Below are 21,784 nucleotides of genomic sequence, written 5' to 3' on the forward strand. Positions count from 1 at the left end.
CCTGAGCGCGTGGGCTCAGCCCTGCCTCTCCAGGAAGTCCTGGGCGCCGCCGACGAGCTCCACATGCCCCTGCGCCAGGCCCTCTCGATTCACCTGGGAGGCGATCTCGACGGCGAACTCCTCCACCGAGTAGAGCCGGCCTGCGGCTTCGCGGCGGGCGTCGATGGCCCCGGGCTCGGCGCGTTCGAGCAGCGTGGCGGTGATGGTCCCCTCGATCATGTCGCCGGAGACGACGGTCAGAGTGATGCCCTTCTCCTCCAGCTCCGGAATCATGGCGATCAGCGCGTCCTCACCGGCACGCTTGGAGCGTGCCACCGGTTCGTAGGCGTCCATGGTCGCGGTCTCATTGATGAAGTGCGCCTGGTGGCTGGTGACGAAGACGACCTGAGAGCCGCGCGGCATCACCGCCATGGCGGTGCGCAGCATCTGCACCTGGGCGTCGCGGTTGAGCGTCAGCGCATAGTCCTCGCCCCGGCCGGCCTCCATGCCGCCGGAGGCGTTGAGGATGAGCAGGTCCAGGGAGCCGAAGGTGGAGACCGCGGCGTCGACCAGAGCCTGGGCCCCGGCGGCCTCGGTGAGGTCGGCGCCGACGGCGACGGCGCGGCCGCCCGCCTCCTCGATGCCCTTGACGACCTTCTGGGCGCGCGGGGCCTTCTGGCGATAGTTGACCACGACGCCGGCGCCCCGAGCGGCGATCAGCTGGGCGGTGGCGGCACCGATGCCGCGGGAGGACCCGGTGATGACGGCGCCGGTCCCGGCGAGGTCCTGGGTGTCAGTCATGTCTGTGAACTTCCTTCTGTGCTGGATGTCGGAGGGGGGGGCGAAGGACTCAGTGGCCCATTCCCAGGCCGCCGTCGACGGGGATGACGGCGCCGGAGATGTAGGCGGCCTCGTCGGAGGAGAGCCAGCGGACCACCTGTGCGACCTCGTCGGTCTCGGCGAAGCGGCCCGCCGGGATGTTCGCCAGGTACTTCTTCTGGGTGTCCTCGTCCAGCGCGTCGGTCATGTCCGACCGGACGAAGCCGGGCGCCACCACGTTGGCGGTGATCCCTCGTCCTCCGAGCTCGCGGGTCAGCGAACGGGCCATGCCCACCAAGCCCGCCTTGGACGAGGAGTAGTTGATCTGGCCCGGGGAGCCATAGAGGCCCACCACCGAGGAGATCAGCACCACGCGGCCCCTGCGCATCTTCAGCATGCCCTTGGAGGCCCGCTTGAGCACGCGGAAGGCGCCGGTGAGGTTGGTGTCGACGACGTCGGTGAAGTCGTCCTCGGACATGCGCAGCAGCAGCGTATCCCGGGTGATGCCGGCGTTGGCGACGAGCACCTCCACCGGGCCGTGCTCCTTCTCCACCGTGGTGAAGGCCTCATCGATCGAGGCGGCATCGGTCACGTCGGCGGCCACGCCCAGCGCGCCCTCCGGGGCGTCACCGTTGCGGGTGGTCACCGCCACCTTGTCTCCATCCGCGATGAACTTCTCGGCGATGGCGCGGCCGATGCCTCGGTTCCCGCCGGTGATCAGTACGCTGCGTCCGCTCATGGGTCTCCACTCGTCACGATGGTCAGAACTGCCCACCAGCCTATGTCAGCGACCCGGTGACCGTCTCGTCACATCGCCGGTGTGCTTCCAGGTCGGAGCACTACAATGGAGCGGTGAACGAACAGGTCCACTCCATCACGGACGCTCCCCAGCGCCACAGCGAGGAGCAGCACGGCCGCATGGTGCGCTACGCCGTCTCCATGGGCATCCGCGCTGTGTGTTTCGTGCTGGCCGTGGTCGTGCAGAACTGGATGACCTGGGTGTTCCTCGCACTGGCCGTGGTGCTGCCCTACGTCGCGGTCACCGTGGCCAATGCCGGCACCGACCGCTACTTCCGCTCCCGTGACGCCGAAGGGGTGCCCGAGACGCCGCAGCTGCCCTCCGGCACCGCGCAGCTGGGCAGCGTCCCGTCTTCGGAGAGCGAGGCCGACGCCGACGACGCCGCCGGTGACCCCGGGCCGGAGGGCGACGATCACGGGCCGGTGCAGATCATCGAAGGTGAAGTCGTGCGAGATGATGGAGACGATGGACGTCCTTAGCTCGCTGGGCGGACCGGACGGCCAGGACGCCGGTCCGGAGACCCCCCAGTGCTCCCGCAGAGGCTGCCGCTCCGAGGCGTGCTGGCAGATCCTGTGGAACAACCCGAAGATTCATGCGCCCGATCGCCGAAAGATCTGGCTCGCCTGTGATGAGCATCGCCCGTGGCTGGAGAACTTCCTCGCGCAGCGGCTCTTCTGGCGCAGCACCGAACCGCTGCCCTCCCATCCTGCAGACGGCCGCTCCGGAGGGCGCGGTCCAGGTCACGCCCAGGAGGGCTCCGGATGACTCGCTACCGCTTCCTACTCAACCCCACTTGGTTGGGCTGGCTGGCCGTCTGTGTGGGTTTCGCCGTGGCGTGCGTCTTCCTCGGCCAGTGGCAGCTCGACCGCCGTGAGCAGGCTATGGAGGACATCAACCGTGTCGTGTCCAACTACGACGAGGAGCCGGCCCCGTATGCGGAGGTGCGGGAGACGTTCCACCAACCCCACGCCGACGATGAATGGACTGTCACCACGATGCGCGGGCAGTACCTGGCCGACGATGTTCGGCTGGTCCGCAACCGCGGCCACAGTGGGGCCGTGGGCTATGAACAGGTGATGCCGTTCCAGATCGACGGCAGCGACGTCGTCGTGATCAGCCGCGGCTGGCTCCCCACGGACAGCACCGACGCGTCCCTGCCGGCCTATATGCCGGAGCCGCCGCGCGGAGAGGTCGAGCTGACCGTGCGGCTCAAACCTGCGGAGCCGGACATCGATCGAGGGGCCCCCGAGGGGCAGTTGGCCTCCCTGGACCTGGTCGACTATGAGGAGCAGCTGGGCCGGGAGATCGTCACCGGGGCCTACGGGCTCATGGCCGAGGAGGATCCGGCTCCTGCCGAGCAGCCTCGCCCGCTGGCGAGGCCTCAGCTCGACGAGGGCCCGCATCTGTCCTACTCCATGCAGTGGTACGCCTTCGGGCTGCTGGGGTTCATCGGCTGGGGATACGCGGCGAGGCTGACGGCCAGGAACCGAGATCTGGACCTCATCGCCGAGGAGGAGGGAGGCCGGGAGCGCGCCGCCGGCGTGGCCTCGGCGGGAGTCTCGAAACAGGATCGCCTGCGCGAGGCGCGTCGGATCCGCCGCCTGCGCGCCGGCAGGGCCAGTGACGAGGACGTCGAGGACGCCTGGGTCGAGGAACGTCTCGGCTCTCGCTGAAGCCGCTGGGGCCTGCCCCACGCCGGATCAGAGGATCAGCAGCAGGGCCGTCGGAACGGTGAGCAGAGCTGCGGCCGTGGCCACGACGACGATCTGAGCGGCACGCGGGAGCGCCGGGGGTGGGATCAGCAGCCGCCGGAGCCGTGCGGTGGTGATCACCGCGCCGCTGGCGCCCGCCGTCGCTCCGCGGGCCGCGTCCACCGGCGGGGCAGCTGCTCCTTCAGGAGCGGCCGCAGCCTCAGTGGACGCGGCGTCGGGGGTGCTCAGCGCCAGAGAGCGCAGGAGATCTTCACGGGAGTGCTCCTGCAGGGCGCCATCATCGGCGAGCATCTCGGTGAGCTCCAGCACCGCTTCCCGCCCGTAGCGGGTCGTCGGCAGCCAGGGCAGTGCGCGGTACCAGGCGTCGAAGGCCATGGTCAGCAGGTGATGGCGTTGCTGCAGGTGGGTGCGTTCATGGGCCACTACGGCAGCGAGTTCCGCGCGGGAGAGCTGCTCCAGCAGGCCGCGGGAGAGCACCGTCACCGAGGTAGCGTTCGTGCGCCCGGGTAGGCAGTAGGCCAGCGGGGCATCGTGGTCGATGACGTGGGCCTCGTCCAGGGCGGCTCCGGACATCGACGGCCCGGCCTGGGCCGGTGTGCTGCTGTCGAAGGGGGTGGACAGCAGTCTGACCAGGTCCCGATGCCTGCGCCGAGATCCCAGCACGCGGATGTAGGTGCGAAGCAGGGTGAGCAGCAGATGCGCGCCGAGCATGACCCCCAGGCACAGCGCGAAGACATGGAGGGGGAGGACATGCAGATCCTCCAACGCGCTGAAATCTGCCGCGAACAACAGGCGCAGCACCTCCGCGGCGGCCTCATGGAGGGATTCCCCGAACGGGCTGAGCCCGTAGACCAGCGGCGCTCCGATCAGGGCGAGCCCTCCGGCCAGCGCGATCGCCTGCCACAGCAGCATGGCGGTCCAGGGGGAGCGCGCGCGGAATCTGGCGCGGCTGAGCATCCGTGGGATCGGCACGGCCAGCAGGAACGCCAGGACGGCGAGGAAGAGGGCCAACGAGGTCACGATGTCAGTCTATGGGCCCGTCGGCTCAGGGTCGGCGAACGGTGGTCAGGAAGACTTCAGGATGCGCCGGAGGGCGGCGGCCTCGGAGTCCGAGACCCCGCCGATGAATCGGGCCAGGACGGCTTCTCGGTCAGAGGCGGTGCCCAGGACCTCTTTCAGCATCTCCACGGTGTGCTCCTCACGGCTCGCGGCGGCGGAGTAGCGGTGGGGCCGGCTGGAGCGCTCCCGGGTGACCAGGCTCTTCTTCTCGAGGCGGGAGAGGACAGTCAGCACGGTGGTGACCGCCAGGTCCTCGTCCAGACGATCACGCACGTCATTGGCGCTCAGGGACTCGTTGCTGTCCCAGAGCAGGCTCATGACGGAACGCTCAAGGTCGCCGAGGGTGGCCATGCGGTGGATCTCCTTGCCGATGGGTGGACTGTCGTGGACGTGCCCGGGCCTGCGGGCAGGTCCCGGAATCCGTGGTGCTTCTCCACAATACTCCTGGTGGGCAGCTGATTTCTACAACCTGTAGTAGGCCTGTGTCATATCCTGAGACACATCTGCCGGGTACGTCGAGCCTTGAGGATCAGGTCTCGTCGCCCGCACCGTCGGCCTCCCCAGCTGCGGCGATCCGTGCCCCGGCCACGCGGGTGAGCGCCTCCGGACTCGAGGCCACCGCCTCCACGGTCTGGTCCAGCGGGACTCCTGACCCGTCGCGGCGGGCCATCTCCGCGGGAAGCACGCGGGCGGAGCCGTTCCTGGCCGCACCCAGAGCGGGGCCCATTCCTGCCCAGGCCAGCCGCAGCCGGTCCTCCCCACGGAGGAACCGGTGAGCGCGCACCCCGGCGGTGGAGCGGCCCTTGGCCGGGAACTCGGAGAACTCGGTCACCTTCACACTGCCGGCTTCGAAGCCCTCCAGCGGCTCGTCACCTGCGGCGACTGTGACCACCACCGGCGTCCAGCCGGCAAGCTCCTCGGCCGTGCCACCCTGCGCGTCGCCGAGCCCGGCGGCCGGCACCACGGTGAAGCTGATGGCCTCGTCGGCGTCGGCGATCTTGATCCCGGCCATGCCGGCGGCCGTGCGCCCCTGCGGGCGCACCAGTGCGGCGTCGAAGCGCAGCAGCTGGGCGCCGGCGGTGACGAAGACCAGTTGGTCGCGCTCCTCGGCGGCCACCTGCGCTCCGATCACGCGGTCGCGGCCCTTCAGTGAGATGACCTCCCACTCATCACGGTTGAGCGGGTAGTCCGGATTGACCCGCTTCACGCGGCCTGCGCCGGTGCCCAGGGCGATCACAGCGTCCAGTGGGACGAAAGACACCAGCTCCTCCTTGCGCTCCAGGGAGAGGAAGTCCTTGACCTTGGCCCCGTGATTCAGGTTCACTTTCCCGGCGGCGACCTCCACAGCAGGCATGTCCACCACCGGGACGCGGATCATCCTGCCCAGCGAGGTGACCGCGCCGATCTCTCCACGTGCGGAGACCGGCACCATCGAGATCAGGGCGTCGTGCCGGCCGCGCCGGGTCGGGTGGACCAGCCCGGAACGGTCCGTGGTCCGGGCCAGCTGACCCGAGGTGGACAGCAGCGCCCAGCACGGGGTGTCGGCGATCTGCAGGGCAGAGGCGGTCTCGTCGGAGGAGGCGGCCTTCGCCGGTGCCGGGGCCGCCAGCGTCTCCGACTCGACCAGCTGGGTGCGCCGGTCATCCCCATGGGCCAGAGCGACCTGCTCCAGCTCGTCGGAGACCACCTCACGAAGCCGCTGCTCCGAGTCCAGGATGGCCTGCAGCTCGGAGATCTCCTCCTCCAGGCGCTGCTTCTCCTGCTCCAGCTCCAGCGCGGAGTAGCGGGTCAGCTGACGAAGCCGCAGCTCCAGGATGTGCTCGGCCTGAAGGTGGGTCAGGTCGAAGATCGTCATCAGCCGCTCCCGCGCGGTGGCGGTGTCCTCAGCCGCGCGGATGATCTGGATGACCTCGTCGATGTCGAGGATCGCGATCAGCAGCCCCTCGACCAGGTGCAGCCGGTCCTGGCGCTTCCTCAGCCGGTAGGCGGTGCGGCGACGCACCACGGAGATCCGGTGGCCCACGTAGACCTGCAGCATCTCCACGAGCCCGAGCGTCCGCGGCTGACCCTCCACCAGAGCGACATTGTTGATCCCGAAGGAGTCCTCCAGCGGAGTGAGCTTGTAGAGCTGGGCCAGGACCGCCTGGGGGTTGAACCCGGCTTTGAGCTCGATGATCATCCGGAGCCCGTGCTTGCGGTCCGTGAGGTCGAGGACGTCGGAGATGCCGGCCAGCTTCTTCGACTGCACCGCGTCCTTGATCTTCTCGATGACCTTCTCCGGGCCGACCATGTACGGCAGCTCGGTGACCACGATCCCGGTCTTCCGTGCGGAGACCTGCTCGATGGAGACCGTGGCTCGGGTCTTGAACGATCCGCGGCCGGTCCGGTAGGCGTCACGGATGCCGTCCAGCCCCACGATCCGTCCGCCAGAAGGCAGGTCCGGCCCGGGGATGTGGACCATCAGGTCCTCGAGCGTGGCCTCGGGGCACTTGATCAGGTGCCGGGCTCCGGCGACCACCTCGCCCAGATTGTGCGGAGCCATGTTGGTGGCCATGCCCACCGCGATGCCGGAGGCGCCGTTGACCAGCAGGTTCGGGAAGGCGCTGGGCAGCACTGACGGCTGGGTGAGCTGATTGTCGTAGTTCGGTTCGAAGTCGACGACGTCTTCGTCGAGGTCGGTCGTCATCGACACCGACGCCGCCGTCATGCGCGCCTCCGTGTAGCGCGGAGCGGCCGGTCCGTCGTCGAGCGAGCCGAAGTTGCCATGCCCGTCCACCAGGGGCAGGCGCAGCGAGAAGGACTGCGCCATGCGCACCAGCGCGTCATAGATCGCCGCGTCGCCGTGCGGGTGCAGCTTCCCCATCACCTCGCCGACCACCCGCGCCGACTTCACATGCCCCTTCTCAGGACGCAGGCCCATCTGGGACATCATGTACAGGATCCGCCGCTGCACCGGCTTCAGGCCGTCCCGGGCGTCCGGCAGGGCGCGGGAGTAGATCACCGAATAGGCATACTCCAGAAACGAGGTCTCCATCTCCGCCGAGACGTCGATGTCGACGATCTGATCCTCCGGTGTCACCGGGGGCTGCTCGGAGCCGGAGCGCGGGGAGCGGGAAGTCGAACGGCGGGCCATGGGGGCTGGAGGTGTCCTTCGTCGATCGGTCTGGTGGTCTCAGCAGATGCTGTCGGTGTCAGTCCCTGAGATCTTCTCGTACTCTTGATCCTATGGGTGAGCCAGCTGAATCCCGCGGATATCCGGCCCACTGGGAGGCTGATGTCGTGCTGCGCGACGGTGCGGCCGCCCACCTGCGCCCGATCAGCACCGACGACGCCGAGCGGCTCCAGCGCATGCACGCCGCGCAGTCCGAGTCCTCCATCTATCTGCGCTACTTCACCTACAAGTCCACGCTCACCCCGAAGGAGCTCCGACGGTTCACCCAGGTGGACCATGTGGACCGGGTGGCCATGGTGGTCCTGCTGGCGAGCCCCTCCGGCGAGCAGGAGATCATCGGGCTCGGCGGCTACGACCGGATCGACGGCTCGGCCGAGGCCGAGGTCTCGTTCAACATCTCCGACGCCCATCAGGGCCGAGGACTCGGATCCATCCTGCTGGAGCACCTGGCCGCCGCGGGCCGCGAGCGAGGGCTGAGGCGGTTCTCCGCCGAGGTGCTGCCGCAGAACCGCAAGATGCTCACCGTCTTCTCCGAAGCCGGCTATGAGGTCCAGCGTCGGTTCGAGGACGGTGTCGTGCTGCTGGAGTTCTCCATCGATCCCACCGAACGATCCCGTGCGGTCATGGAAGCCCGGGAGCATCGGGCGGAGTCGCGCAGCGTCGCCGAGCTGCTCGCTCCGAAGCAGGTGGCGGTGATCGGAGCCTCCCGCGAATACGGCTCGGTGGGGTACCACCTGCTGCAGAACCTCGTGGAGGGCCGGTTCACCGGGGGCGTGCACTCCGTGAATCCCGAGGCCTTCGAGGTCGGGGGCACCGAGGCCTACGCCTCGCTGGCCCATATCAAGCAGGACGTCGACCTGGCGGTGGTCGCCGTGCCGCCCGAGCGTCTGGCCGAGGTCGTCATCGACTGCGGCCGCCACGGGGTCAAGGGACTGCTCGTGGTCACCTCCGGGCTCGACCGGACCGAAGGACTGGGGCTGGATCAGCGTGAGCTGGTGCGTCTCGCCCGTCAGTGGGGGATGCGCGTCATCGGCCCGGCCTCGGTGGGTCTGATCAACACCGCCCCCGACGTGGCGCTCAACGCGTCGTTGTCCCCCCAGATGCCGCTGCGCGGGGGAGTGGGGCTCTTCAGCCAGTCAGCCTCCATCGGAGTCTCCCTCTACGCGGCCGCGCATCGTCGGCAGATAGGGCTCTCCGCTGTGATCTCCGCAGGCAATCGCGCCGACCTCTCCGGCAATGACGCGATGCAGCGTCTGGAGGACGATGAGGCCACCCGGGCGGTCGGCATCTCCCTGGAGAGCTTCGGGAACCCGCGGAAGTTCTCCCGCATCGCCCGTCGGCTCTCCCTGACCAAGCCGGTGGTGGTGGCGACCTCCGACGTGACGGGCCGCCGTCTGCCCCCTGGGCACGACGTCCGCACCACCAGTGCACCGCAGGGCGCGCTGGACGCCATGCTGGAGAACTCCGGGGTGATCCGCTGTGGCAACCACGACTCCCTGATGGACGTGCTGCAGGTCCTCGCCACCCAGCCGCTGCCTGCCGGTGGACGAGTGGGGACCCTGTCCAACTCCCCGTCAATGAGCCGGGTCCTCGCCGACGCGGCGGAGGCCCACGGGCTGGAGGCGGCGCACCTCGACGGAAGCCTGGATCTCGAGGGGACCCAGAGGGAAGCCGCCGCCGCCCTGGCCGAGGCCCTCGACACGATGCTCGGCGCTGAGGAGGTCGACGCCGTCGCCGTCTGTCTGCAGCCGAGCATCACCGGGGAGCACCATGACCACTCCCGCACCATCCTGGAGACCGCCCAGCAGCATCCGAAGCCGGTCGTCGTGTCCCTCATCGGGATCCTGGAGCCCGATGTGCCGCTGAACCATGTGGCCGCCGCCGCGCCGGTGCTGGCGACCGGATCCCTGCAGCAGGGCGTGCCGGTGTTCTCCTCCCCGGCACGATCGATGGCCGCACTCGGGAAGATCGTCACCTACCAGCGCTGGCGCCGGCAGGGCATCGGAGAGTACCGGGTCCCGCCTGACCTGGAGGGCACTCAGGCTCAGCGGGCCGGTGACGAGCTGCTGGAACGCTGGTTGGGGGAGTCCGTTGACGGCGCTGATCTGTGCAGGCTGGATCCAGGAAGGACGGACCAGCTGCTGGAGGTCTACGGGCTCGAGGCCATGGAGTCGGCCCCCTTCGACACCGAGGATGAGGCGGTTGAGGCCGCCGAGCGGCTCGGGTGGCCCGTGGCGGTGAAGGCCACGAGCAGTCACCTGCGCCACCGCCTGGACCTCGGCGGGGTGCGGCTCAACATCAGCGACGCGACGATGCTGCGGCGCACTGTGGCAGAGATGCGGCACCAGCTGGCCCACTACGGTGCCCCCGGTCTGGAAATCCAAACGATGGCCCCCATCGGTCAGGGCTGCATGGTCCGCGCCATCGAGGACCCGCTCATGGGCCCAGTGGTGTCCTTTGGCATCTCCGGCGATGCCGTGGACCTGCTCGACGACTGGGCCCATGCGGTGCCGCCGCTGACCGACCAGGACATCCGCCAGCTGGTCCGTGGGCCCCGCGCCGCGCGGAAACTGTTGGGGCACCGCGGGCTGCCCGTGGTCGACATCGCCGCCGTCGAGGAGGTCGTGCAGCGGGTGGCCCTGCTCAAGGACAATCACCCCCAGGTGGCCTCCTTGGAGCTGGCTCCGCTGCTCGCGGCCCAGGAGGGCGTGCGGATCCTTCACGCCGCCGTCGACATCGCGAACCCGGAGCAGCGCACCGATTCGGCGCGCCGGGCGATCAGCCGCTGGTGAGCAGGGACGAATCGTGGGGGGGGGCAGGGCCGGGGAGCGCCCGGCTCAGGGAGCGGCGGGATCGGCCGCCACCGCCTTCAGGAGAGTCCGCAGACCCTGCTGACGGGCCTCGAATGGGCTCAGCCCGCCTTGGGCGGGGACGAAACGGATCGCATAGAGCGTGGCCCAGGTGAGGTTGCTGACCCATTCCACACTGAGTGCCGGATCCACGCTGCCGTCCTGCTGACCGCGTGTCAGCGCCTCCGCGATCAGTGCGTCCTCCTGTGACCACTCCTCGCCTTCGGAACCCTCGCCCTCAGAACCCGCGCTCTCACAGGCCATCCACCAGGCCAGCGTGTCGATCCGGCTGATGAGCTCACCGCACAGGCGGCGAAAGGCCTCAAGACCGGTGCCGTCCGCCAGGCGGGCGTTGTGGACGGCCAGCTTCCACTGGTCCTCCGCCAGCGAGTCCACGCCCTGACGCAGTGCGGCGCGATCGGCGAAGTGCCGGTGCAAGGTGCTGCGCGAGACTCCGGCCTGGGTGGCCACCTCGCCGAGTGCGGCGCCGGGATTGACGGAGAGAACCTCCACGGCGGCCAGCAGGATCGCCTGGCGCGTCCGGGCGGCGGTGCTGCTGGGCTCGGCGGGAGCCGCGGTGTCCTGATCGCTCATGCCACAAGCCTACCGGACCTTCATGGCCTGTAGAGTGCCGGCACTTGACCAATACGGGACAGATGTGTCTCACTAGGTGTCATGAATGAATCATCAACTGAGGTCTCGTCGGCCTCCTCCTCGACTCGACTGCGGGTGCTGTGGTCTTTCGCCCGACCCCATCTGCCCGTGCTCGGACTTGGGCTCCTGCTCTCCCTGGCGGTCTCCGCCATGGGCCTGGCCAGCCCCATGGTCACCAAATGGGTGCTGGACAGCCTGACTGAAGGTGCTTCGCTGCGTGATCCCGTGCTGGTGCTGGTGGGACTGCTGATCCTCGGTGCGGTGCTGGGTTGGATCCAATGGGTGCTGCTAGGGCGGCTGGCCGAGGACATCGTCCATGACGCCCGGCGACGCATGATCCTGCGCTACCTGGGTGCCCGCGTCTTCGAACTCCTGCGACGCGGTCCCGGCGAACTGGTCACCCGGGTCACCTCGGATACGGTGCTGCTGAACCAGGCCGCCTCCACAGCGATCATCGGGCTGATCAACGGCACCATGATGATCATCGGATCCCTGGTGCTGATGGCCCGCCTCGACCTGCCTCTGCTGGGGCTCACGCTGGGCACCGTCATCCTGGTGCTGGCGATCTTCGCGGTGCTGATGCCCCGGATCGCCACGGTGGAGGAGAAGGCGCAGGCCGCCCTGGGGGATCTCGGGTCCGAGCTGGAGGGGACCGTGCGAGCGATCAAGACCGTGAAGTCCTCCGGGGCCGAGCCGCGACGTTTCGACGCGCTCATGCGGCATGTCGGCGATTCCAGGCGGTACAGCCTGCGCTCGGTGCGCATCCAGGCCGGGGCGTGGACCGTGGCCGGCGTCGGCCTGGACGGGGCAGTGATCATGGTGCTGGCCTTCGGGGCGTGGAGGGTGGCCGACGGAGAGATGGGGGTCTCCACGATGGTGGCCTTCCTGCTCTACGTCTGGGGACTCACCGGGCCCCTGATGGAGCTCACCCAGAACCTGACCACGCTGCAGTCAGGCCTGGCTGCGGCCGGCCGCATCAGCCAGGTGGAGGCCATGCCCGTGGAGGACCCGCGGGCCGACGTGCGTGTCCTGGGGGAGGAGCATGAGGACGTAGAGGCGGCCGTGCGGCGCATGTCGACCGTCGCCTCCGGGGTGCTGGAGAGGAGGGAGCCGCCTCAGGACGGGCTGGCGGAGTCTCCGGTGGTGGAGCTGGACCGGGTGACCGCCCGCTACGGGGCGGATGCCCCGGCCGCAGTCAAGGAGGTCAGCATCGAGGTGCCCGCGCGTGGGCATCTGGCGCTGGTGGGGGCATCCGGCGGAGGGAAGACGACCTTGCTCTCGCTGATGATGCGCTTCCTGGAGCCGGAGTCCGGACTGATCCGGCTGGGCGGGCGCCCCTACGCGGAGCTCAGCCACGCCCAGGTGCGCGCGGCCTTCGCCTACGTGGAGCAGGAGACGCCGGTCGTACCGGGCACGGTCCGGGAGAATCTGCTGTTCTCGGCCCCGCAGGCCGGTGAGGATCAGCTTCAGGCCGTGCTGCAGCGGCTGCATCTGGGGGACCTGGCGGACCGGCTCGCGCAAGGCCTGGACACTCCATTGACCGACACCAACGTCTCCGGCGGACAGCGTCAGCGGATCGCCCTGGCACGCGCCCTCCTCGCCCGTCCCGCCGTGCTCCTGCTCGACGAGGCCACTGCCCAGGTGGACGGCATCACCGAGGCCGCCATCCAGGCCACGATCGCCGAGCATGCACGAGATGCGGCGGTGGTGACGATCGCGCATCGACTGTCCACAGTGGTCGACGCCGACCGGATCCTGGTCATGGATGCCGGTGAGATCGTGGCCGCCGGCACCCACGCGGAGCTGCTGGGCAGCTCGGAGATCTACCGAGACCTCGTCTCCGCCCTGCGGATGGAGGTCGCCGCGCGCTGAGCCTCAGACACCGCCGGTGCGACGTACATGCTCTGCGAGGCGGGCCAGTCCCTCGTCGATGCTGACCACCGGGGCCCAGTCCAACGCCTCTCGGGTCTCGCGCTGGTCGAACCAGTGGGCGGTCGAGAGCTGCTCGGCCAGGAATCTCGTCATCGGCGGTTCGTCCCCGAAGTCGCCGAAGGCGCGCTCGGCCAGCCCCCAGAGCGTCTCCACGGCGCGTCCGGCGGCCTTGGCCGCGCCTGGAGCGATGCGCAGCCGGGGACGTCGAGCCCCACCGGCGGCCGCGATGCCCATGATCAGTTCGCCGATCGGTCGGGGCTCGCCGTTGGTGAGCACCAGGCGCTTCCCATGGATGGCGGGCAGCCGGCGCAGCCCGGCCGCGAAGGCGTCCACGGCGTTGTCGATGTACAGGGTGTCCACCAGGGCAGCCCCGGAGCCGATCAGCGGCAGCCGTCCGGAGCGGGCACGGTCCACGATGCGGCGCGTCAGCTGACCGTCCCCGGGCCCCCAGATCAGGTGAGGGCGGATGACCAGCACCTTCATCCCGGCGGCGGCCCGGGCCTGCACGAGCAGCTCGGCCTCCGCCTTGGTGCGGGCATAGTGTCCCTCGGCCGCCTCGGGGTCCGGGTCACCTGCACCCGCGCCGACCAGAGAGGCGCCGGTGTGGGCCACCGAGGGGGAGGACACGTGCAGCACGTGCTCCACCCCGACGGCCTCGGCCGCGTCGAGGACGTTCTCCGTGCCATGGATGTTCACGTCCACGAAGTCCTGCTGACGGCCGGAGACCGAGACCTTCGCGGCCATGTGGACCACGGCGTCCTGGTCTGCCATGGCCTCGGCCACGACGGCCCGATCGGTCAGCGATCCGCGGACATCCCGAACGCCCTCGAGCTGGGACGCGCCGCGCTGCAGCGTGGTGACCACGTAGCCGGTCTCGGCCAGGCGGTGGGCCACGCTGCGGCCCAACAGGCCTGAGGCGCCAGTCAGGAGCACCCGTGAACCGGGAGGAATCTCCAGGGGGGTGGTGGGCTGGTCCTCCAGCCGGGTGGCGGCGGTCACGGTGTGCCGGGCCTCCTTCCGGTCAGTGCGCGATCGGCCCAGACAGCGAGTCGTGTGCGATCGATCTTCGAGTTGTGGCGGATGTCGGTGGGAAGCTCTCCGAGCACCAGCACGGCGGAGACGGTGATGTCCCCCGCAGCGCCTCGCACGGCGGCGGCGAACTCGGGGGTGGCCAGCGGGGAGCGACCGGTCGACAGCGCGCCAGGATCTCCCTGAGGCTCCACGATCACCACCACGGACTGGGTGCCGGCGGGCCCTACGCCGACGGCCGCGCTGCGGGCGACCTCCTCGAGAGCGTCGACCGGGGTTTCCACTGACCCGGGACCGACAGGCCCTCCGGGGGTGGTGATCACGTGCTGCAGGCGCCCTTCGATCCACAGCCGGCCTTCGGCATCGACGTGTCCTACGTCATTGGTCCGGTGCCAGAGCAGGCCGTCGGCATCGTCGCGGCTGCTGGCCCGGTCGGTGTCCCACAGGCGGTCGTAGCCGGCCTTCATGTGCGCAGCGGAGACGACGACCTCGGCGAGCACGCCCACAGCCTCGGGCTGGGGCGGCTCCTGCAGGACGACGAGCTCCTCGGCGGGGCGGCCCTCGGCGTCCAGGGGAGCCAGAGCCACGTGGACTCCGGCCACCGGACGTCCCACACATACACCGCTCTGCCGGGTGGCCATGGCCTCATGCACCTGGCCACGATCGATGTCTGCCTGCAGCAGCCCTTCGGTCATGCCGTAGGGAGTATGGACCTCCGCAGTCGGGAACAGCTCCTGGACGGCGTCCAGCAGGTCCGGGTGCACCGGGGCCCCGGCGGAGAGCACCAGAGCGATCCGGCTCAGGGCGGCGCGCTGCTCGGGGTCGAGGTCCGCGCCGGTGGCCACCACGTTGCGCAGCGCCGCGGGGGAGCCGAAGAACATCGTGGCCTCACCGGCCAGAGCCGCCTCTGCCACGGCGACGGCGGTCAGCGTGGCGGGTTTCGTCACCGACATGTCCGGGGTCACCGAGGTCGCGCCGATGGCCGGACCGAGCAGCGCGAACGGTGCGAAGCCCGCGATCAGCGAGGAGCCGGGGACGACGTCGAACTGTCGGCGCAGCAGAGCGACCAGGGCGGCGAGCCGGCCATGGGTGTAGATCACGCCTTTGGCGGGACCGGTGGACCCTGAGGTGAAGAGCACCGCAGCCTCGTCCTCCGGAGCAGGAGCGGGGACCTCAGGCGTCCGCCCCACATGGCTGCGCAGCAGCCGCTCCACCGAGGCCACGGTGCCCAGCAGCCGAGCCTGGCGGCTCGAGAGCGCCTGGACGCTGATGCGTCGACCCGGCCATCCGAACGTGCGGGCCAGGGCCAGGCCCGGGGTGGCACCGATGATCCATTCCGGACGGGCGCTGCGGGCCGCCCGTGTCATCCCCCGCACGCCCAGGCCGGCGTCCGCGACGACGGCCACCGCGCCGACGCGCAGACAGGCGTAGAGCACCACGGTCAGATCATTGCCCGGAGGGACCAGGAGCGAGACCCGGTCGCCGCTGGCGACACCGAGCTCGCTCAGACCGCGGGCGAGTGCGTCGATGCGCGCGGAGAGCTCCTGCCAGCTGAGGGTCGCCGGTTCCTCCCCGGTCATGTCCACCACGGCGGGTGATCCCCGACGCCAGCCGGCGGTCATCTCCGCCAGCTGCGCGTGCAGTCCGTCGATCTCGCCGGCAGGTACGGGGGATCGGCGCCCTCCGATCGCCGGGACGAGCTGCCCGTCGGTCCAGGTGAGGCCCTCCAGCCAGGTCAGCACGGACGAGGCGATGTCCCGATCCTCGGCCACCAGATGGCCGGAGCCTTCGAAACGGTGCAGGTCGGCATGCGGGAGTCGACGCTGCAGATCGGCCAGGTGGCGTTCCTGGAACACTGGGTCCTTCGGCCCCCAGAGCACCAGCGAGGGCTTCGTCCACTCGCCCAGGGCGGAGGAGATCTCCTCGAGAGCGCCCCGGGAGACGTGCTCGGCTCGGGCGGGGATGTCGGCGACGAAGCCGCCGACGCCGCCGCGACGGTCTCGGGTCCGGTACGGGGCGAGATAGGCCCGACGGACCTCCGGGTCCAGGCCCTGCTCGGCGAGCGAAAGCGTCACGGAGAGGAAGCCGCGGGTCTCCACGGTGGAGGTGTTGAGCAGGCCGGGCGCCATCGCGGCGCGCAGAGCCGCCGGGATGTGCTCCTGCACCGGATGGTCCACTGCGGTGTTCAAGGTCGCGGTGGCGTCGACGTCGTGCGGGTGGCGCATGGCCCAGCCCAGCGAGATCACGCCGCCCCAGTCGTGGCCGAGGGTGACCAGCGGCAGGGCGGTGTCGACGTCGAGCGCGTCCATCAGGGCGTCGAGGTCGTCGAGGCGCTGCTCCAGGCGCCGATAGCCGGCATCGTCGTGCTGTCCGACATGCTGGGGGCGGGGCGCCCGAGGGTGGGCCAGGCGCTCGGAGAAGCCCATGTCCAGCTGGTCGGGGGCGATCACCCGCCAGCCGGCGGCAGTTCCCTCGGCGCCGCCGCGTCGCAGCGATTCCGCGAGGAGCCCGCGCCACAGATAGGACCAGGTCGGGTTGCCGTGCACCGCGAGGATGGTGCCGCGGACGGGGATGCCCCGCTCGGCGAGCAGCGGTCCGGTGTCGAGCACGTGGAAGGTGCGGCTTCCGTCCGTGGTCCGCGCTGCCACGAGCCGCGACCAGGCTGGGTCGAGGCCGGGCAGGCGCCTCGGAGGGAGCTGCGCGTGGGCCGCAGGCAGGGGACGGAAGCTCAGCCGGGGTGCACTCACCATGCGATCTCCACCATGGCCGTGTTGAGCCCGGATCCCACTCCCATGCAGAGCACCCTCGAGCCTGGCGAGAGCCGGGGGGCCTCACGGGAGAGGGTGATGGGCAGTGAGGCGGGGCCCACGTTGCCCAGCTCCGGATAGGTCACCGGGACCCGTTTCTTGTCCAGCTTGGCGGCCTTGATGATCGAGGCGGTGTGCAGCGAGGAGACCTGGTGGGTGACATAGGCGTCCATCGACTCCCAGTCGAAGTGCTCCTTCGCGTCCTGCCAGGCGTCCATGACGAGCTCCAGACCTCCGTCGAGCAGCCCCCTGGAGTCTGTGTACATGCCGCGGTGGTCGCCGACGCACAGGCCGTGATGCTGGGTGGCGGCCCGCGTGACGCCTCCTACGATCCGGTGGCCCTCCGGGTGGCGGTCGGCCGGGCCGACGACCGCGGCCGCGGCACCCGAGCCCAGGGTCAAGGAGGCGAACTCGGACATGAAGTCCTCCCGGCTGACCATCGACTCCAGACTGCTGATCCGCTCCACGGTGGCGTCCTGGACCTTCCGGGCGTCCTCACCGTTGACGATGAGCACATAGGTCGCCTGCCCGGCGTCGATGAGCGAGCTGGCCAGGGTCATCGCATTGACGAACCCCAGGCAGGCGTTGGTGATGTCGAAGTTCATCGCCGAGCTGGGCAGCCCCAGATCATGGTGGATGCCGACGGCGACGGAGGGCTCGAGATGCTCCCGGGTCACCGACGTGTTGATCATCACCGAGACGTCGGCAGGGTCTATCGCCGCGGCCTGCAGCGCCCGGCGCCCGGCCTCGACCGTCCCGGCACGGACATCGCCGGCCCGCTCCCAGTTGCGTCGCGTCTTCACCCCGGCGACCCGCTGGAGCAGGCCCTGGGGGAGCTTGAGCCGCTTCAGGGCGTCAGCCAGGCGGCGGTCGAGATCCCTCGACGTGAGCGGAACCGGGGCCTGAACCTCGGCCACGGACAGCAGGGCTGCGTTGCGGTGGTGAAAAGTCGCGTTTCCTGGCACTGCTCCATTATCCAGCAGGTGAACCGGGCTAGCGAATCGGCGCCGAGCTAGCATGGGTGCCATGACCTTCAGCCCTGACGACTCCGCGCCCTCTTCGACGCTCTCGCTGCGCGCGGCGATCGAACGCGGCGGCTTCTATCCGTCACTGGTGCACCACACGGTGACCGAGGCGCTCGACGGCCGCGAACCGACGCATCAGATCGTCCATGTGGACACTCATTTCGACATGGAGGAGGTGCACCGGCACATCACCGTGCTGGCGCTGGCCGAGAACGTCATCGTCGTGGCTCATCTCGACGACCATGACCTGGAAGCCGACGACGCGGCGACCGCCGGGCGCACCGACACTGTGGCGAGGATCTCCACGGAGGTGGTCCCGGTCAGCCGGATCCGTTCAGTCATCCTCTCCGAGGTGCACCGCCAGCCCGAGCACTTCCGCCCAGACCGCGGCCTCGCCGAGGTCACGCTCAACATGAACTGGACCGGCGGGGCACGCTTCGAGACGGCTCCGGTGCACTGTGGGGATCCGGACTGCATGGCGGACCACGGCGACGACGGCACCGTGATCCCGGAGGACATCGTGCTGCGCATCGCGGCCACCGCCGAGGGCGACACCGCCGTGGAGGAGGCGCGAAGCTTCGTGCGTGCCCTGCGTCGTGCCTGCGTTCGTCACGCCCGCTGAACGGGAGGGGAGCATTCCGATGACAGCACGCGCACGTGAGCTGGCCGCACTCGCCCCCGACTATGACGGGGGCCATGTCCGCCATGTGATGACCTCTGCCGCAGCCTCCCTGGGGCTGGACGGCTTCTCCGAGCGGCTGGGGCTGCCCTCGGCGAGCATCGCGGTGGTACTCATGGTCGACGGGCTCGGCGATGAGCTCATCGCCCGGCACAGCGGCCACGCCCGTTTCCTGGCCTCCGCCTGGCGGCGCAGCGCCACAGGTCAGGTGATCGACGCCACGGCCCCGGCCACGACGGCAGCCTCCATCGCTTCGTTGGGCACCGGTGAGGTTCCCGGACGCCACGGCCTGGTGGGCTACGACGTGCTGGCCCCCTGGCTGGACCGGGTGGTCAACATGCTCGGCGGCTGGGACCCCGCGGTGGATCCGGCCCGATGGCAGCCCCATATGTCGGTGCTGAGCCGCGCGGAGCGTGGCGGTGCCCGGGTGCTGACGGTGTCCCGACCGAAGTTCGCCGACTCTCCGCTCACCCGGGCGGTGCTCGCCGGCGGCGAGTTCCTCGGCGCGAACCGGATGGACGCTCGGTTTCGGATGGCGGCCGACGCGGTGCACGCCCATCGGCCCGAAACCTCCGCGGCCCGGCAGGGCTCTCCTCAGCCGCTGCTGATGTATCTCTACGTGGATGAGCTGGACAAGACGGGGCACCGCTACGGCGTCGACTCCCCGGAGTGGATCCGTGCCCTGGAGACGCTCGACGCGGAGGCGGAGAAGTTCGTCACTCGACTCGGGCAGCGATTCGGCGATCAGTTCTCCGCGGTGCTCACCGCCGATCACGGGATGCTGGACATCGCGCCGCAGGGGCGCTTGGACTTCGGCCAGGAGGAGGCGCTGCTGCGCGGCGTGAGGCACACCGGCGGCGAACCACGCTTCGTGCACGTCTACTTCGACAAGGACGCCTCTCCTGCGGTGCGCCGTCAGGTCCACGAGGCCTGGGAGGAGCGCTTCGGCGACCAGGCGTGGATCTGCACCCGGGATGAGGCCATCGACGCCGGCTGGTTCGGCCTCGTGGAGGACCGGGTGCGCCCCCGGATCGGGGACCTGCTCATCGCCGTCCACGGCCCGCTCGCGCTCTATCACACCGAACGTACGGGGACGGACCCGCTGCAGATGATCGGCCAGCACGGGTCGCTCACCGATGCTGAGATCAAGGTGCCGCTGCTCTCGCTGACGGGCCGCCCCTTCGGCTGAGCCCGCACCCAGGAGCTGAGCTCAGTCGCCCTTCGATCCGAAGAGGATGTCGTCCCACCGGGGCATGTTCGGGCGACGAGCTCCTGAGCGCTTCGGTCGCGGGCGCCCTTCGGAGGCGCCCTCCTCGTCCGGGCTCCTGGACTCTGAGGAGCCGCGGGAATCCTCGCCGGTCGTCGGCTGGTCCGTGTCGTGGGTGCCGGTCGCTCCGGAGACGGGTCCGGCATCACCGCCAGGCTTGGTGGTCTGCGCCTCCACCGTCTCGGCGTAGCTGAATCCCCAGGCGTCAGTGCGCTCGGCCTCGGTCAGGGAGGGCTCCTCGCCGTCCTCGTCCTCCAGCGCCCGCAGACGGGGGGCGTCCTGACCGGCAGTCTGCTCGTCCCGGGTGAGCATCAGGGCCAGTTTGTCGTCGGCGTCCTCGTCGGCGCCCAGACGCTGGCCACGACGGGCGCGCAGCACGTCCAGCAGGTCCTCGTGCTCGTCTCCCTCGACGGAGGGGCCCGCCGGTCGGGCTGTTGCAGGGTCCGGGGCGGCGGCATCGATGGGGGAGGTGTCCTGCTCGTCGGCGGGCACCGGGCCCGCCGCGCGGTCTGGGCGGCGCCGGGGCGAGGGCTGCTCGGTGGAGGACTCCACGTCGAACGGGGCGTCGACTGCGGTCAGCCGGCGAGGTCCACGGCGGGATCCGGTCTCCGGAGGAAGGCTGCTCAGGGTCTGCGCCCAGGGCCCCACGGGGCGCAGATGCCGTGACTCGGGGGTGAAGACCCACTCCGCCGGCGGATCGACGTCGACGCGGGCACGGCCGGCGGAGAGGTCGTCGGCGTCGAACCAGCACAGGATCTGCCAGTTGCCGTCCTGTCGACGCCAGGCGTCCCAGGCCAGTGAGGCGAGGTCCACCTCGAGAGCACGCAACCGGACCAGGACCATGGCCTGCAGCGTGGCCGGGGCGTCGCCGAAGGCGATCCGATGCTGCTCCGTCGAGGACGGCGGGGAGATCTGCGTGCCCCGGGCGCGCTCGGCGATGTAGGCGCGCTCGGCCTGCACCGGGCCCGCGTAGCGCTCCACCCGGGCGGGGTCCAATCCCGATTCAGCGACCATCTGCTCCACGGTCGCGCCGGCGCGCAGCCGGGCCTGGACCTCACGGACGGTCATCGGGGCGCGTGCGTCCTCGGCTCGTGTGGTGAGGTGCGCCGGGCGCGTAGAGCGCCGCGCCACCGCCGTGCGCAGCGCCTCGTCCACGGGCAGGGCGTATTCCTGGCCCTCCTCGTCCGCGAGGACGAGCGTCTCGTCGGAGTCCTCTTCCGTCACGCCCATGATCCGCAGCTGCTGCATCGATGCTTCCTCCTGCCAGTGGTCGGCAGTCGTCGTCCTGATGGATGTGGTCCAGGGGTCACTGTAGCGCGGGACGCCGGTCACCTCCTGACTCCGATGGAGCAGAACTTGAACCTTGTGCCTCAACAGTGTCTCCTAGGGGTGCTCCTGTGCCTGCTCTGGACTCCAGATGAGGTCCGTGGACACCGGTGCGGTCCGACCGCTTCCGCCCACGGCTCAACATGGTGTCCTGGATTTGGCACAGGGGGACTGATACGACACAATCTGTCCGACAAATCGCGCCGGAGGCACTGGTGGTGGCCGGTGGCCGCGCGACAGGAATTCAACTCTCGGAGTGTGGAGCGACCCTCATGGCAACCGACTACGATGCGCCGCGCAAGAACGACGACGACGTCAACGAAGACTCCATCGAGGAACTGAAAAATCAGCAGACCAATCGACAGTCTGCCGTCGTCGACGAAGATGAGGCCGAGGCCGCTGAGGGTTTCGAGCTCCCCGGCGCGGACCTCTCGGACGAGGAGCTGCAGGTGCGGGTGCTGCCCGCCCAGTCCGATGAGTTCACCTGCGGGGAGTGCTTCCTGGTGCGTCACCGTTCCCAGGTCTCCCGCGAGGAGAACGGCATGTTCATCTGCAAGGACTGCGACAGCTGACCTCACGGCGCAGCCAGCGGTCGCAGACTGACGGAGGCCCCGTCCCGGATCATCCGGGACGGGGCCTCCGTCAGTCTGGTCTCATGGTGTCACAGCGTCTCGTA

Annotated in this window: 18 protein-coding genes; 8 read left to right on the forward strand and 10 right to left on the reverse strand. The window is 69.8% G+C overall.

Annotated elements, in window-relative coordinates:
- Positions 1 to 15: 15 nt before the first annotated feature.
- Together ODE13_RS12380 and fabG are read right to left on the reverse strand one after the other, a co-directional pair.
- Positions 16 to 780, reverse strand: a complete 765-nt coding sequence (locus ODE13_RS12380) for an SDR family oxidoreductase (RefSeq protein WP_322479560.1) — start codon at positions 778 to 780, stop codon at positions 16 to 18.
- Between the two features lie 49 nt (positions 781 to 829).
- Complete coding sequence (gene fabG, locus ODE13_RS12385) at positions 830 to 1,537, reverse strand: 3-oxoacyl-ACP reductase FabG (protein WP_322479561.1); 708 nt, start codon at positions 1,535 to 1,537, stop codon at positions 830 to 832.
- 113 nt (positions 1,538 to 1,650) lie between these two features.
- Here fabG and ODE13_RS12390 point away from each other — a divergent pair, with 113 nt between their 5' ends.
- The 3 genes from ODE13_RS12390 to ODE13_RS12400 are packed head-to-tail and all read left to right on the forward strand — an operon-like array spanning position 1,651 to position 3,270.
- Positions 1,651 to 2,076, forward strand: a complete 426-nt coding sequence (locus ODE13_RS12390) for a DUF3099 domain-containing protein (RefSeq protein WP_322479562.1) — start codon at positions 1,651 to 1,653, stop codon at positions 2,074 to 2,076.
- Positions 2,063 to 2,362: an acetone carboxylase gene (locus tag ODE13_RS12395; RefSeq protein WP_322479563.1), complete on the forward strand. Its 300-nt coding sequence runs from the start codon at positions 2,063 to 2,065 to the stop codon at positions 2,360 to 2,362. The genes ODE13_RS12390 and ODE13_RS12395 overlap by 14 nt, the downstream gene beginning before the upstream one ends.
- Positions 2,359 to 3,270 carry an SURF1 family protein gene (locus ODE13_RS12400; protein ID WP_322479564.1) on the forward strand — a complete coding sequence of 304 codons (912 nt, stop codon included), beginning with the start codon at positions 2,359 to 2,361 and terminating at the stop codon, positions 3,268 to 3,270. The genes ODE13_RS12395 and ODE13_RS12400 overlap by 4 nt, the downstream gene beginning before the upstream one ends.
- Positions 3,271 to 3,297: 27 nt before the next feature.
- Here the strand turns inward: ODE13_RS12400 and ODE13_RS12405 are convergent, their stop codons facing one another.
- The 3 genes from ODE13_RS12405 to ODE13_RS12415 form a co-directional block, all read right to left on the reverse strand.
- Complete coding sequence (locus tag ODE13_RS12405; protein ID WP_322479565.1) at positions 3,298 to 4,329, reverse strand: M56 family metallopeptidase; 1,032 nt, start codon at positions 4,327 to 4,329, stop codon at positions 3,298 to 3,300.
- A 45-nt stretch (positions 4,330 to 4,374) separates the two neighbouring features.
- Complete coding sequence (locus ODE13_RS12410) at positions 4,375 to 4,719, reverse strand: BlaI/MecI/CopY family transcriptional regulator (RefSeq protein ID WP_322479566.1); 345 nt, start codon at positions 4,717 to 4,719, stop codon at positions 4,375 to 4,377.
- A gap of 178 nt (positions 4,720 to 4,897) precedes the next feature.
- On the reverse strand, positions 4,898 to 7,501 hold the full coding sequence (locus ODE13_RS12415; protein WP_322479567.1) for a DNA topoisomerase IV subunit A: 2,604 nt from the start codon (positions 7,499 to 7,501) through the stop codon (positions 4,898 to 4,900).
- 92 nt (positions 7,502 to 7,593) lie between these two features.
- On the opposite strand from ODE13_RS12415, the gene ODE13_RS12420 reads away from it, so the two are divergent.
- The gene (locus ODE13_RS12420; RefSeq protein ID WP_322479568.1) at positions 7,594 to 10,332 is read left to right on the forward strand and encodes a GNAT family N-acetyltransferase; all 2,739 of its coding nucleotides are present in this window, start codon (positions 7,594 to 7,596) and stop codon (positions 10,330 to 10,332) included.
- Positions 10,333 to 10,377: 45 nt separating this feature from the next.
- On the opposite strand, the gene ODE13_RS12425 is transcribed toward ODE13_RS12420, so the two are convergent.
- On the reverse strand, positions 10,378 to 10,983 hold the full coding sequence (locus ODE13_RS12425; protein ID WP_322479569.1) for a TetR/AcrR family transcriptional regulator: 606 nt from the start codon (positions 10,981 to 10,983) through the stop codon (positions 10,378 to 10,380).
- Between the two features lie 81 nt (positions 10,984 to 11,064).
- Here ODE13_RS12425 and ODE13_RS12430 point away from each other — a divergent pair, with 81 nt between their 5' ends.
- On the forward strand, positions 11,065 to 12,915 hold the full coding sequence (locus ODE13_RS12430; protein ID WP_322479570.1) for an ABC transporter ATP-binding protein: 1,851 nt from the start codon (positions 11,065 to 11,067) through the stop codon (positions 12,913 to 12,915).
- 3 nt (positions 12,916 to 12,918) lie between these two features.
- Here the strand turns inward: ODE13_RS12430 and ODE13_RS12435 are convergent, their stop codons facing one another.
- Genes ODE13_RS12435 through ODE13_RS12445 form a run of 3 tightly spaced genes read right to left on the reverse strand, consistent with a single transcriptional unit; the run spans position 12,919 to position 17,776 of the window.
- On the reverse strand, positions 12,919 to 13,974 hold the full coding sequence (locus ODE13_RS12435) for an NAD-dependent epimerase/dehydratase family protein (protein ID WP_322479571.1): 1,056 nt from the start codon (positions 13,972 to 13,974) through the stop codon (positions 12,919 to 12,921).
- Positions 13,971 to 16,754 (reverse strand): alpha/beta fold hydrolase, encoded by a 2,784-nt coding sequence (locus tag ODE13_RS12440; RefSeq protein ID WP_322479572.1) that lies wholly within the window; start codon positions 16,752 to 16,754, stop codon positions 13,971 to 13,973. Before ODE13_RS12440 ends, ODE13_RS12435 begins: the two co-directional genes overlap by 4 nt.
- Positions 16,748 to 17,776: a 3-oxoacyl-ACP synthase III gene (locus ODE13_RS12445; RefSeq protein ID WP_322479573.1), complete on the reverse strand. Its 1,029-nt coding sequence runs from the start codon at positions 17,774 to 17,776 to the stop codon at positions 16,748 to 16,750. The genes ODE13_RS12440 and ODE13_RS12445 overlap by 7 nt, the downstream gene beginning before the upstream one ends.
- A 61-nt stretch (positions 17,777 to 17,837) precedes the next feature.
- On the opposite strand from ODE13_RS12445, the gene ODE13_RS12450 reads away from it, so the two are divergent.
- On the forward strand, positions 17,838 to 18,458 hold the full coding sequence (locus ODE13_RS12450; protein WP_179542830.1) for a DUF5998 family protein: 621 nt from the start codon (positions 17,838 to 17,840) through the stop codon (positions 18,456 to 18,458).
- Between the two features lie 19 nt (positions 18,459 to 18,477).
- Complete coding sequence (locus tag ODE13_RS12455; RefSeq protein WP_322479574.1) at positions 18,478 to 19,704, forward strand: alkaline phosphatase family protein; 1,227 nt, start codon at positions 18,478 to 18,480, stop codon at positions 19,702 to 19,704.
- Between the two features lie 21 nt (positions 19,705 to 19,725).
- Here the strand turns inward: ODE13_RS12455 and sepH are convergent, their stop codons facing one another.
- On the reverse strand, positions 19,726 to 21,030 hold the full coding sequence (gene sepH, locus ODE13_RS12460; protein ID WP_322479575.1) for a septation protein SepH: 1,305 nt from the start codon (positions 21,028 to 21,030) through the stop codon (positions 19,726 to 19,728).
- Positions 21,031 to 21,380: 350 nt separating this feature from the next.
- Here sepH and ODE13_RS12465 point away from each other — a divergent pair, with 350 nt between their 5' ends.
- Complete coding sequence (locus ODE13_RS12465) at positions 21,381 to 21,680, forward strand: DUF4193 domain-containing protein (RefSeq protein ID WP_070158911.1); 300 nt, start codon at positions 21,381 to 21,383, stop codon at positions 21,678 to 21,680.
- The last annotated feature ends 104 nt before the right edge of the window (positions 21,681 to 21,784 follow it).

Origin of the sequence: Nesterenkonia sp. HG001, assembly GCF_034438835.1 — a bacterium.
GTDB lineage: Bacteria > Actinomycetota > Actinomycetes > Actinomycetales > Micrococcaceae > Nesterenkonia > Nesterenkonia xinjiangensis.